Source organism: Priestia sp. JNUCC 25, from assembly GCF_053667915.1.
In genome coordinates this window covers 4,684,468-4,697,735 of sequence record NZ_CM132211.1, presented here as the reverse complement: position 1 = coordinate 4,697,735, position 13,268 = coordinate 4,684,468, and the positions used below count along the sequence as shown (strand labels likewise).

Here is a 13,268-nt window from a genome sequence, read left to right as displayed (position 1 = left end):
GAGTAATTTAAAAGAACATTTATTCTATTATATTTGTAGAAAAGGTTTATGTTTTTACTGTAAAAGGGAATGAGTGGTAAGAAGCGTATATTATGTGCGTATATTATGTTTGAAGTTAAAGGGGTGGCAAAAGTGAATCTAGCGGTTCAGCCTACTGAATTTGATGTTCATTTGTATCACGAAGGAAACTTATTTCGCAGTTACTCTATTTTCGGTGCGCATCAGGTAACGGTAGAAGGAATTGAAGGCGTACGATTTTGCGTGTGGGCACCTCATGCAAAGGGTGTAAGCGTTGTAGGTGATTTTAATAAATGGAACGGTTTTCAACATTCAATGGTTAAAGTTAATGAAGAAGGTATTTGGATGACATTTATCCCTGAATTAGAACAAGGGACTATTTATAAATATGAAATCATCACACAAAGCAATCAAAAAAAATTAAAAGCAGATCCATACGCTTTCTTCAGTGAAGTGCGTCCAAACACTGCGTCTATTGTTTACTCATTGGATGGCTACAAATGGAACGACCAATATTGGCGTAGAAAGAAAAAACAGCAAAATATATATGAAAGACCACTGTGTATTTACGAGCTGCATGCAGGGTCTTGGAGGACTCATGAAGATGGCAGCCTTTATACATACAGTGAATTAGCACAGGAGCTTATTCCTTATATTGCTGAACAAGGTTTTACACATATTGAGTTATTACCAGTCATTGAGCATCCGCTCGACCGATCCTGGGGATATCAAGGAATTGGATACTATTCTGCTACCAGTCGATACGGTACACCTAAAGAGTTGATGAACTTTATAGATGAGTGTCATCAAAACAATATAGGGGTTCTTTTAGACTGGGTACCCGGGCATTTTTGTAAGGATGAACATGGTCTGTATATGTTCGATGGAGAACCTACTTATGAATACAAACAAGAACCCGATCGTGAAAACTACGTTTGGGGAACAGCTAATTTCGATTTAGGAAAGCCTGAAGTACAAAGTTTTCTGATTTCGAACGCTTTGTTTTGGTTGGAGTACTTCCATATAGATGGATTTCGAGTAGATGCTGTAGCTAATATGCTTTATTGGCAAAATTCTTCTGGAAAAGCAGTGAATGATGGAGCTGTCAGCTTCTTGAAAAAGTTGAACGAAGCTGTTTTTGAATCTGATGAAACGATATTAATGATGGCAGAAGATTCAACGGACTGGCCGCTTGTTACAGCACCTACGTATGAGGGCGGTTTAGGCTTTAATTATAAGTGGAACATGGGATGGATGAATGACGTTTTAACATACATGGAAGCTGGCGTGGAAAGACGTCCCTATCTTCACGATAAAATGACCTTTTCACTAATGTATGCGTTTAACGAAAACTTTATTTTGCCGCTTTCTCATGATGAAGTCGTACATGGGAAAAAATCATTACTTAATAAAATGCCAGGTGATTACTGGCGCAAGTTTGCACAGCTTCGACTGCTATATGGATATTTCTTTGCACACCCTGGGAAAAAGCTTTTATTTATGGGCGGAGAGTTTGGGCAATTTGATGAGTGGAAAGATTTAGAGGAGTTGGATTGGATGCTTTATGACTTTGACATGCATCGCAATCTTAACGGATATATGAAAGATCTCATCAAGATTTATAAGAGAAGCAAGCCTTTATATGAATTAGACCATAATCCAGATGGATTTGAATGGATTGATGTTAACAACCATCATCAACAAATTTTCTCTTTTATTCGTAAGTCGAAAGAAAATCAGGAGATTTTTATAGTTGTTAGCAATTTTTCTGAGCATCCATATCATTCTTACAAAGTTGGAGTTCCAGTTGAGACAGAGTACATTGAAGTTATTAACAGTGATGACGAAGTGTACGGCGGTTCAGGCATTGTAAATAAAAAGGCATTAAAATCAGTGGGTGAATCGTTTCACGGCCAACCTTTTTGCATTGAAATGAATATTCCGCCGTTTGGCATTAGTATACTACGAGCAAAGAGAAAACGAGGGGAGAGAAAACAACATGTTAAAAAAGAAATGCGTAGCGATGTTATTGGCAGGAGGAAAAGGTAGTCGGCTAAGTTCACTTACAAAAAATCTAGCAAAGCCAGCTGTACCATTTGGTGGTAAGTATCGAATTATTGATTTTGCTTTAAGTAATTGTACAAATTCAGGTATTGAAACAGTAGGTGTGTTAACACAATACCAACCGCTAGTTCTCAATTCATACATTGGAATTGGAAGCGCTTGGGATTTGGACCGACGGAATGGTGGCGTCACGGTATTGCCTCCATACGCGGAGTCAGATGGAGTAAAGTGGTATAAAGGGACGGCTAGTGCTATTTATGAAAATTTAAACTATTTAACACAATATGATCCTGAGTACGTACTGATTCTATCAGGTGATCACATTTATAAAATGAACTATGAAAATATGCTTGATTATCATATAAACAAAGAAGCAGACGTAACGATTTCTGTTGTTGAAGTACCTTGGGAGGAAGCGAGCCGTTTTGGTATTTTAAATACAAATAGTGACCTAGACGTAATGGAGTTCGATGAAAAGCCTCAGCGTCCTAAAAACAATCTAGCTTCCATGGGGATTTATATTTTTAAATGGAGTATTTTAAAAGAATATTTAGAAATGGATGCACGCAATCCATATTCAAGCCATGATTTTGGTAAAGATGTTATTCCGCTTTTACTAGATGAAAAGAAAAAGCTAATTGCATACCCATTCCAAGGTTATTGGAAAGATGTAGGAACTGTAAAAAGCTTGTGGGAAGCGAATATGGATTTGTTATGTGATAAAGACGAGCTTAATTTATTTGACTCTTCATGGAAAGTATACTCTGTTAACCCTAATCAGCCTCCTCAATATATCGCGCCAAACGCCTGCGTGGTGGAGTCATTAGTAAATGAAGGGTGCGTTGTTGAAGGAAACGTAGAGCAGTCCGTGTTATTTCCAGGTGTACAAATCGGCTCAGGTTCTGAGATCAAGAAAACGGTTGTCATGCCTACTGCAAAGATAGGTTCTAACGTATATATTGAAAACGCAATTGTTCCATCGGACATTGAAGTTCCAGACGGTACTATTATTCGACCGACCAAAGGAAGCGAAGAAGTAATTCTTGTTACTCAAGAATTGATTGAATCAGTTGCTAAATGCATTTAACGAACAGAGAGGATGAACGACATTGAATAATCAAATGCTTGGTATTATTGATGCTTGTACAAACACAACAGCGCTGCAGCCTTTAACCTTTTATAGATCGATTGCTGCCATTCCTTTTGCAGGACGCTATCGATTAATCGATTTTGCGCTTTCTAATATGGTGAACTCTGGAATTTCGAGCGTTGCCATTTTTCCTCGTGATCGCTATCGCGCATTGATGGATCATATAGGTTCAGGAAAAGAGTGGGATTTGGATCGGAAGCGAGATGGATTGTTTATCTTCCCTCCTATGACAAGTGATTTACACTTAGAAAGTCCATCACTATTCACGCAGTTCCGTTATCATATTGATTATTTCTTAAGAAGTAAGCAGGAATACGTATTAATTGCGAATAGTTATACGATATGTACAGTTGACTTTGAGCACGTGCTGCAACGTCATATTGCTTCAAATGCAGATATTACTGAAATGAAGCAGGGTGATAAATCGCTTAATATGTATATTATTAATAAATCTATTCTAGTTAATATTTTGCAAAATGAATCCCATGATTTTTATACGATTAAAGAAATGGTTCGATATATGGCACAATCTCATCGTGTAGAAAAGTATGAGCACCATGGATATACGGCTGAGATTTCTAGCTTAGATGCCTACTATAAAACAAGTATGGAAATTTTATCTCCAGATGTTTGGAAGCAGCTATTTATCAACGAACGTCCTGTTTTCACTAAAGTAAAAGATGAACCGCCTACTCGTTACGCAAAAAAAGCGGTTGTGAAAAACTCAATGATCGCAAACGGGTGCGTGATTGAAGGGCATGTGGAAAATAGTATTATCTTCCGAGGTGTTAAAATTGGAAAAGGTACGGTCGTTAAGAATAGCATTGTGATGCAAAAAGGCGTTATTTTAGAAAATAGTGTATTAGAAAATGTTGTTTTAGACAAAGATGTGAAAATAGGAAGTAATGAAACGTTGCTAGGTGAGTCAGGTCTACCTAGAGTCATTGCTAAAGGAACAACTCAAGGAGCGTTGATGAAGTCGTGAATGTATTATTTGCTGTATCAGAATGTGTACCTTTTATTAAAACAGGAGGATTAGCAGACGTAGCTGGTGCCCTGCCTAAAGAATTAAAAAAGTTAGGAACGAACGTATGTGTAGTCATGCCAAAGTACGGAACGATTCCTCAACATTATCAAGATGAAATGGTGCTTGAAAAAGTTATTCATGTGCAGGTTGGGTGGAGAAGACAGTACTGCGGAATTGAATCGTTAACGATGGATGGCGTTAAATATATTTTCATTGATAATGAATATTATTTTAAAAGAGATAGCTTATATGGGCACTACGATGACGCTGAACGATTTGCTTTTTTCAGCAGAGCCGTGCTTGAAGCTATCCCATTTTTAGAGAATGAGCCTGATATTATTCATTGTCACGACTGGCATACGGCTATGATTCCATTTTTACTTCGTGCTAATTATGATATGTATGATCATATTCAGACGGTCTTTACGATTCATAACTTGCAATTCCAAGGAATTTTCCCTAAGAGCAATTTATATGAGTTATTAAATTTAAATGATTATTATTTTACTACAAGCCAGCTCGAGTTTTATGGGAATATTAATTTTATGAAAGCTGCGCTTGTATCAGCTGATAAAATTACCACGGTAAGTCCTACATATCGAGATGAAATTCAAATGCCATATTACGGAGAAAGTTTAGATGGATTATTGCGTCAGCGAAATCAAGATTTAATTGGGATTGTAAATGGAATCGATGAAGAAGCTTATAGCCCAGACGCAGATCAGCTTATATCTTATCCTTATTCGGTAGAAGAGATTGAAGGAAAATATAAAAATAAAAAAGAGCTCCAGCGCTATCTTGAATTAGAAGAAAATAAGGATGTTCCAATTATTTCGATGGTTACAAGGTTAACTCAGCAGAAGGGGCTGGATTTAGTTAAGCACGTTTTCCATGAGACGGTTAACTTAGGAGCCCAAATTGTTATTTTAGGAACTGGAGAACACGAGTTTGAGCAGTTTTTCCGTGAGATGGAAGATACGTACCCCCAACAAGTAAAAGCCATTATTGGTTTTAATGAGGAACTTGCTCATAAAGTTTATGCCGGTACGGATTTATTTTTAATGCCTTCCCGTTTTGAGCCTTGCGGACTCGGACAATTAATAGCCTTAAAATATGGAACCATTCCAGTCGTGCGTGAAACGGGCGGCCTGAATGACACGGTCAAAGCTTATAATGAATATAGGGGAGAGGGAAATGGCTTCTCTTTTAAGAATTATAATGCTCACGACATGCTTCATACGTTAGAAAGAGCTGTTTCATTTTATCACCAGAAAGATGTATGGAAAAAATTAATGATGGATGCTATGGGTCAGGATTATAGCTGGGGACAATCGGCATTTAAATATAATCAATTGTATTCAAATTTGACATCTACTCCATCGTGAAAGGGTGAGCAGATTGTTCTCTGATAAAAAAAGCTTTCAAGAGGCTTTTTTAAAAAAGCTGGAAATGACATATGGAAAGAGCTTTAAAGAATCTACTGTTCAAGATCACTATCATACATTAGGCAATATGGTGCGAGAGTATATTAGCAGCGATTGGATTTCAACCAATGAAATTCATAGGTCTTCACATACAAAGCAAGTGTATTATCTTTCTATCGAATTTTTATTAGGCAGACTATTGGGTCAAAATCTGTTGAACTTAGGAATTCGGGAAGTTGTAAAAGAAGGATTAAGTGATCTGAATATTTCACTTGAAAATATTGAGGAAATAGAAGTAGACGCAGGATTAGGGAACGGTGGATTAGGCAGGCTTGCTGCTTGTTTTTTAGATTCTCTTGCTTCACTTAATCTTCCAGGCCACGGTTATGGAATTCGCTATAAACACGGTTTGTTTGATCAAAAGATTGTAAACGGCTTTCAAATTGAGCTCCCAGAACAGTGGTTAAGGCATGGGAATTCATGGGAAGTACGCAAATTAGATCAAGCCATAGAAGTGAACTTTTGGGGCGAAGTTGAAATGGTACAGGAAGACGGAAAATTCTCTTTTCGTCATGTAAAAGGAGAACCCGTCTCTGCTGTTCCTTATGACATCCCGGTTATCGGGTATAAAACAGATACAGTGAATACACTTCGCCTTTGGAATGCGGAGCCTTCATCATTTCCAGTACATAAAGATGTGATGGAGTATAAGCGTCAAACAGAGGCTGTATCAGAATTTTTATATCCGGATGATACACATGAAGATGGTAAAATATTAAGATTGAAACAGCAATATTTTCTTGTGTCAGCTAGCTTACAAAGTATTATCAGAGCACATCGAAATACCTATCAAACACTTACAAACTTTCACGAAAAAGTAGCCATTCATATTAACGATACGCATCCTGTACTTGCGATTCCTGAGCTAATGAGAATTTTACTGGATGAAGAAAAAATGGAATGGGAAGATGCATGGCACATTACGTCCAATACCATATCATACACAAATCATACGACTCTTTCTGAAGCCCTTGAGAAATGGCCGATTGATTTATTTCAACCCTTGCTTCCACGCGTGTATATGATTATTGAAGAAATTAATGAGCGTTTTTGTAAAGAATTATGGGAATCATATCCAGGTGACTGGCGGCGAATTGAAAATATGGCTATTTTAGCGCACGGGTTAGTAAAGATGGCTCATTTAGCAATTGTGGGAAGTTATAAAGTAAACGGCGTGGCAAAGATTCATACTGATATTTTAAAAGAACGAGAAATGAAAGATTTTTATCAGTTTTATCCTGATAAATTTAACAATAAAACGAATGGAATTACCCACCGGCGCTGGTTGTTAAAAGCTAACCCGCAGCTTTCCTCCCTTATTACCGAGGTGATAGGAGATAAATGGATTAAACAGCCGCATTCTCTTATAAAGCTCCAAGAGTATGTGAAAGATCCAAGCTTTTTACAAGGACTAAAAACAGTAAAACAACAGCGTAAAAAGCTGCTTGCGGATATTATTCAAGAGCAAACGGGAATTAAAATAGATTCTAATTCTATTTTTGATGTACAGGTTAAAAGGCTTCATGCTTATAAAAGACAGCTTTTAAATGTGCTGCACATTATGTATTTGTACAATCGATTAAAAGAAGACCCTAATTTTCAAATCGTTCCTCGTACATTTATTTTTGGTGCAAAAGCTTCTCCCGGCTATTATTATGCAAAAAAAGTCATCAAGCTAATTAATTCTGTAGCTGATGTTGTCAATCATGATCCACAAACATCACCGTTCTTAAAAGTCGTTTTTTTAGAAAACTATCGAGTGTCACTTGCTGAGTATATCTTTCCTGCAGCGGATGTCAGTGAACAGATTTCAACCGCCAGCAAAGAAGCTTCGGGAACGGGAAATATGAAATTCATGATGAACGGAGCGTTAACTCTTGGCACCATGGACGGAGCGAACGTCGAAATTAGCGAGGCAGTAGGAAAAGATAATGTCTTTATTTTTGGATTAAAAGCCGAAGAAGTGTTGAGCTATCAGCAAAATGGAGGATACCGTGCCTATGATTATTACCATCATGATAAGCGGATTCGACAAGTGCTCGAGCAGCTTACAAACGGCTTCCTGCCTGACACATATGACTTATTCGAGCCTATATATGATTCATTATTAATGCAAAATGATGAATACTATGTGCTCCGTGACTTTGACTCATACGTTACGGCACAGCAAAAAGTAAACGAAGCTTATAGAAATGAAAATAAATGGCTTCAAATGAGTGCGACGAACATTGCACATTCCGGCTTTTTTTCGAGTGATCGAACGATTGAGGAATATGCATCTGATATTTGGGGAATTCACTCCACTAAAAATTTATTAAATCAATAAATAAAAAAGGTGTAGTCAAAGACTACACCTTTTTTATTTTATCTGTTGTCACCGTTTAAGAAATCACCTAAAGAACCAAGGATACTGCCTTCACCTTTACCTCCCGTTGGCGAAACTGCACTTGATAAAACGCGATCGGCTAGTCGGCTAAAAGGAAGAGATTGAATCCAAACTGTTCCTGGTCCTGACAGAGTAGCAAAAAACATGCCTTCTCCTCCAAACAGAGCTGTTTTAATTTTCCCTACATATTCGATGTTGTAGTTTACATCACGGGTCATGGCCACTAAACATCCAGTATCCACACGAAGGCGTTCACCCGGCTGCAGCTGTCTTTTATGAATGGTGCCGCCTGCATGCAAAAATGCCAAGCCATTACCTTCTAATTTTTGCATAATAAAACCTTCACCGCCAAAGAAGCCCGTTCCTAGTTTTTTTTGAAAATCAATGCCAACGGATACGCCTTTGGCAGCGCATAAAAAGGAGCTTTTTTGACAAATGATTTTATGATCGAGCTGCTCTAAATCGACAGGAATAATCTTACCTGGAAATGGTGAAGCGAAAGATACTTTTCGTTTGTGATATCCGTTATTTGTATATACCGTCATAAATAAACTTTCACCAGTTAATACGCGTTTCCCAGCTCCTTTTAGTTTATTAAAAAGCCCGCTGCTGTTGGAGGAAGAACCGTCACCAAAAATGGTTTCCATCTCAATATCATCTTCCATCATCATCATTCCTCCAGCTTCTGCTATAACACTTTCTGAAGGATCTAATTCAATTTCAACAAACTGCATGTCATCTCCATACAATTTATAATCAATTTCATGTGCATTCATCATTTTCACCTCATTATTAATTCTAATCTCCTATTCATTCGATATCATCTCCTATTGCTCCTACTAAAAATAGAAAAAAGAGTAGTATGAAGAACTACTCCTTTTCAGTGTATGGATCTTTCTCATAGGCCGGTAAATCTCCAAATATGGTCATCGTACCTTCTTCATCCAGTGCATTTTCGTATCGCTCATGCTCTTTTGAAGGGTAAATAGGAAGAGGCTGTCCATATAAATCGGTAGCGGCAAAGTTTTCATAATCTTCAACGTACCCGATGGCTTCATCTGCCTCAATATAGGTTTCACTATAGTTAGACGTATCTTCTATAAAATCAGAAGGAGATTCAGACGTCCCGTAACGCGCAACGTCTTGCCAAGAATCTTCTGCGTCATATCCTGTCGTTTCGGTATCGTCATAGTCGTATTGACCAAATGGGTGATGGAGAACATTTTCTTCTACAGGTCTGTGCTTTGGAATATCCTGTGATGGGCTATGTTCTCTACAGTATAAAGTAGTCGGTACAGCCTGAAGTCTTTCAAACGAGATATCTGCTCCGCATACTTTGCATGTTCCATACGTGCTGTGAGCGATTGCCTGAAGTGCTTCTTCTATTTCATGTAGCTCTTGTTTTGCATGTTCATTTAGTGCAAGGTCTTTTTCACGCTCGTATGTTTCCGTGGCTGTGTCACCAGGGTGGTTATCGTAGCTTGAAAGTTCTCCTACAGCATCGTGAGCGTCGCTTCGAGTTAGACCAAAATGATCATTTTGGTCAAAGTGCGATTGAATATCAGCCTGCTGCTGCTGTAAATTTTGTTTTAACTGACTGATTTCTTGTTTTGAAAGTGTCATGAAGCTCCCCCTTAAAAATTTATTGTGCTTTTGTAGTATGTGTTAAAAATTCAAAAAAACACGATTCATATTAGGAGTATTTGGGGTATTCATGAAGCTAAGAGAGAAAAGGAGTGGAAAATTAAAGAAAGTTAAAGGTTATAGAAAAGGGTATGATAAAAATAACGTTCTCGAGGTTTAAGGAGTACTAAATAGATCATAAAGATTTTTGATTCATTTAATAAAAACGCATAATTTAGACAAGCGAAATTAATTTTTTCTGGCGAATCGCGATGCTAGATTTTTTTGAACTGAAAGTTTATAATAAGTTAGTTACAGACTTAAGAAAAAAGATGAACGGGGGGACGTAGTGTGATTGCAACGACCGAACAGTTAGTACAAGAATACATTAAAGATGCGATTGAGTGTGCAAAAAATGAAAATCAGCCAAAATTGGTCAGTTTAGTGAAAAAAGTAAGACCTATTGACCCCCTTATTTTTTATGCGAACGGACATGACCAGTTTTATAAAGAACGCTTTTTTTGGAAAGATCCCAACAGTTATTATACATTTGTTGGATTAGGATATGCGCATACTATTTGCACCAATGCGGCAAAAGAACGTTATTTCCACATTGAAAATGAATGGAAGCGCTTTATAAAAGAAGACTTTTATAAAAATAACCAAATTTTCCCGGATGGGACAGGTCCTCTTTTATTTGGAGGATTTTCATTTGACCCAAATCAGTATCGAGAAAACTATTGGAGTGATTTCCCGAGTTCAAAATTTATGATTCCAACTGTGTTATATACTCAGGTAGACAAAGAAGGATACCTTACCGTTAATATGATGGTTAAAGGACAAGATTCTGTTAAAAAGCACATCAATTATTTCGAAGAGGTCCAAAAGCTTGTTCTTTGTGAAGAGTACGACGGGGAATCTCATATTTCACCTTTGCTGTTGGAAACAGGGGAAATTGGGGTAGAGAAATTTAAAGGAAATGTTGAAAGAGCTACTACTTTAATTAAGCAACAGGCTATAGAGAAAGTGGTTCTTGCTCGTCAATTAAAAGTAAAATTTAATGAAGATATTTCTACTGAATACGTGCTTCAGCGTCTGTTAAAGGAACAGCCAACTAGCTACACATATATTTTAGAGGGAGAGCATCAGCATTTTATCGGCGCTTCCCCAGAAAGGCTAGTGCAAAAACAAGGAGATTATGTGTTTTCCACTTGTTTAGCGGGTTCGATTCCAAGAGGAAAGACAAGGCAGGAAGATCACGAACTAGGTGAGGAATTGCTTCAAGATCCCAAGAACTTAATTGAACACGATGTTGTTGTTCATATGATTAAAGAAGCGATGAATTCTTATTGTTATGAAGTAGAAATTCCAAGTACGCCAAGTTTATATAAAACAAAGCATATTCAACATTTGTATACACCTGTTAAAGGGCGTATAAAGGAAGATGTAACGCTATTTTCATTTATTCAAAAGCTCCATCCAACACCAGCGCTAGGAGGATATCCTCAACAGGAGGCCTTGCCTATTATTCGACAGCTAGAATCCTTTGACCGAGGGTGGTATGCAGCTCCTTTAGGGTGGATGGATATCAACGGAAACGGTGAATTTATAGTAGGAATCCGCTCCGCTGTTATTCAGCAGAAAGAAGCCGTTTTATTTGCGGGCTGTGGAATTGTAGCAGATTCTACGCCTGAAAGTGAATATGAAGAAACAAGAATTAAATTCAACCCGATGCTTTCAGCTTTAGGAGGGATTATGCGTGGAACACATTAAATCATTAACAACGTATATTGCGTCATTCGTGGATGAATTAGTAGAAGCAAATGTTGAAGAAGTAGTGGTCAGTCCAGGGTCACGTTCAACGCCTATTGCGATGCTCATGGCTGAACACCCTGATATTCATGTGCACTTAAATATTGATGAACGTTCCGCCGGCTTTTTTGCTCTAGGAATAGCAAAAGCAAAGAAAAAACCAGTGGTGCTTGTATGTACATCTGGAACAGCTGCAGCGAATTATTATCCTGCAGTAATTGAAGCTCACTACTCACGCATTCCTTTAGTAGTTATCACAGCGGATCGGCCGCATGAGTTAAGGGATATAGGTGCCCCGCAGGCCATTAATCAGAATCATCTTTTCGGTCAATATGCGAAGTGGTTTGTAGATACAGCTTTACCAGAAGAAAGTGCAGATATGAATCGTTATATTCGAACAGTAGCTTCAAGGGCTGTTCATACAGCTCAAGCTATACCGAGCGGTCCTGTACACATTAACGTACCTTTACGTGAACCGATTGTACCAGATTTGTCTATTGAACATTTATGGAGTCAAGGGAAACGCGGTAAATCATATGTGGCTGCTATTCATGGAGAAGCATCTCTATCTGAAAAAGGATTCGAAGAAATTGCGAAGCGCTTAAAGGGAACAACAAAAGGACTTATTATATGCGGAGACCAAATGTCTTTAAAAGCAGTAGACAGCGTATGCCGTTTAGCTGAATCTTTAAGCTTTCCGGTCCTTGCAGATCCGTTATCACAATTAAGAAGCGGCAAGCATTCAAAAGAAAATGTAATAGAGACATATGATACATTTTTAAAAAGTGATAAGGTTGATGAGCGTTTTCACCCGGAAGTTGTCATTCGTTTTGGCGCGATGCCGGTATCGAAACCGCTATTGCAATTTTTGAAAGCACACGAGCCGACAGAAATGTTTGTAGTTGACCAAGGTAAAGGCTGGAGAGATCCTACTTTGCGTTCAACAGTGATGATTGAAGCCGATGATACATTATTTTGTGAAGAACTGATCAAGCGTCTTTCAGCGAATCAAGAGGAGTCTACTTCATGGCTGAGGCTGTGGAAAAAGATTAATGCTCAAACTGCACAGGCTTTGAGAACATTAACTTCTGGCCAGGAATGGTTCGAAGGACAAGTAGTTCAAGAAATTGTTGATGTAGTACCTGAAGGCACGGCTTTGTTTGCTGGAAATTCAATGCCTGTTCGAGATATTGATTCTTTCTTCTTAAATACGGAAAAAGATATTCCACTCTTTGTAAATCGGGGAGCAAATGGAATTGATGGTGTAGTTTCGTCTGCTCTAGGCGTAAGCACGGCTTACGATCACACCGTTTTATTTATTGGTGACCTATCGTTTTATCACGATTTAAATGGTCTGCTGGCAGCTAAAATGCATAATTTGAATTTAACCGTTGTGCTAGTTAACAATGACGGCGGAGGAATTTTTTCATTTTTACCGCAGTCAAAACAAGAAAAGCACTTTGAATTTTTATTTGGTACGCCAACTGGATTAAATTTTGAGCATGCCACGCGTTTGTATGATGGCACATTTTCTTCAGCAAGCAGCTGGGAAGAATTTCGACATGCAATGAACCATGCTTTCGTAAAAGGCGGGTTGCATGTTGTAGAGATTCGTACAACTCGTACAGAAAATGTAGAGACTCATCGCAGTTTGTGGAAACTTGTTTCCGGGGAAATAAATTTGTCAAACGGTGAGGAATAAGC

The 13,268-nt window shown here is 38.0% G+C and carries 9 protein-coding genes; 7 read left to right on the top strand and 2 right to left on the bottom strand.

Translation table 11 applies throughout. The features are described 5' to 3' along the window. The first annotated feature begins 105 nt into the window (after nt 1–105). The 5 genes from glgB to JNUCC25_RS24565 are packed head-to-tail and all read left to right on the top strand — an operon-like array spanning nt 106 to nt 8,069. On the top strand, nt 106–2,067 hold the full coding sequence (gene glgB, locus JNUCC25_RS24585) for a 1,4-alpha-glucan branching protein GlgB (protein ID WP_035438693.1): 1,962 nt from the start codon (nt 106–108) through the stop codon (nt 2,065–2,067). Then, complete coding sequence (locus JNUCC25_RS24580; RefSeq protein ID WP_025601713.1) at nt 2,018–3,169, top strand: glucose-1-phosphate adenylyltransferase; 1,152 nt, start codon at nt 2,018–2,020, stop codon at nt 3,167–3,169. Before glgB ends, JNUCC25_RS24580 begins: the two co-directional genes overlap by 50 nt. 22 nt (nt 3,170–3,191) lie before the next feature. Next, on the top strand, nt 3,192–4,217 hold the full coding sequence (locus tag JNUCC25_RS24575) for a glucose-1-phosphate adenylyltransferase family protein (protein ID WP_064472178.1): 1,026 nt from the start codon (nt 3,192–3,194) through the stop codon (nt 4,215–4,217). Then, complete coding sequence (gene glgA / locus JNUCC25_RS24570; protein WP_454222570.1) at nt 4,214–5,644, top strand: glycogen synthase GlgA; 1,431 nt, start codon at nt 4,214–4,216, stop codon at nt 5,642–5,644. The genes JNUCC25_RS24575 and glgA overlap by 4 nt, the downstream gene beginning before the upstream one ends. A gap of 13 nt (nt 5,645–5,657) precedes the next feature. Next, nucleotides 5,658–8,069 carry a glycogen/starch/alpha-glucan phosphorylase gene (locus JNUCC25_RS24565; protein ID WP_064472177.1) on the top strand — a complete coding sequence of 804 codons (2,412 nt, stop codon included), beginning with the start codon at nt 5,658–5,660 and terminating at the stop codon, nt 8,067–8,069. A 38-nt stretch (nt 8,070–8,107) separates the two neighbouring features. On the opposite strand, the gene JNUCC25_RS24560 is transcribed toward JNUCC25_RS24565, so the two are convergent. Together JNUCC25_RS24560 and JNUCC25_RS24555 are read right to left on the bottom strand one after the other, a co-directional pair. Continuing rightward, on the bottom strand, nt 8,108–8,905 hold the full coding sequence (locus JNUCC25_RS24560) for a TIGR00266 family protein (protein WP_013059569.1): 798 nt from the start codon (nt 8,903–8,905) through the stop codon (nt 8,108–8,110). Between the two features lie 94 nt (nt 8,906–8,999). Further along, the gene (locus JNUCC25_RS24555; protein ID WP_013059568.1) at nt 9,000–9,752 is read right to left on the bottom strand and encodes a TraR/DksA C4-type zinc finger protein; all 753 of its coding nucleotides are present in this window, start codon (nt 9,750–9,752) and stop codon (nt 9,000–9,002) included. 351 nt (nt 9,753–10,103) lie between these two features. Between JNUCC25_RS24555 and JNUCC25_RS24550 the strand changes: the two genes are divergently transcribed. Both JNUCC25_RS24550 and menD read left to right on the top strand, forming a co-directional pair. Then, nucleotides 10,104–11,525 carry an isochorismate synthase gene (locus JNUCC25_RS24550; RefSeq protein WP_454222567.1) on the top strand — a complete coding sequence of 474 codons (1,422 nt, stop codon included), beginning with the start codon at nt 10,104–10,106 and terminating at the stop codon, nt 11,523–11,525. Continuing rightward, nucleotides 11,512–13,266, top strand: coding sequence for a 2-succinyl-5-enolpyruvyl-6-hydroxy-3-cyclohexene-1-carboxylic-acid synthase (menD, locus tag JNUCC25_RS24545; protein ID WP_029319905.1), 1,755 nt, complete (start codon nt 11,512–11,514; stop codon nt 13,264–13,266). The genes JNUCC25_RS24550 and menD overlap by 14 nt, the downstream gene beginning before the upstream one ends. Nucleotides 13,267–13,268: the final 2 nt, after the last annotated feature.

Excerpts from the sequence above, each read along its gene's own strand:
- glgB (WP_035438693.1), top strand. The coding sequence starts at position 106 with ATGTTTGAAGTTAAAGGGGTGGCAAAAGTGAATCTAGCGGTTCAGCCT.
- JNUCC25_RS24580 (WP_025601713.1), top strand. The coding sequence starts at position 2,018 with ATGTTAAAAAAGAAATGCGTAGCGATGTTATTGGCAGGAGGAAAAGGT.
- JNUCC25_RS24560 (WP_013059569.1), bottom strand. The coding sequence starts at position 8,905 with ATGAATGCACATGAAATTGATTATAAATTGTATGGAGATGACATGCAG.
- JNUCC25_RS24555 (WP_013059568.1), bottom strand. The coding sequence starts at position 9,752 with ATGACACTTTCAAAACAAGAAATCAGTCAGTTAAAACAAAATTTACAG.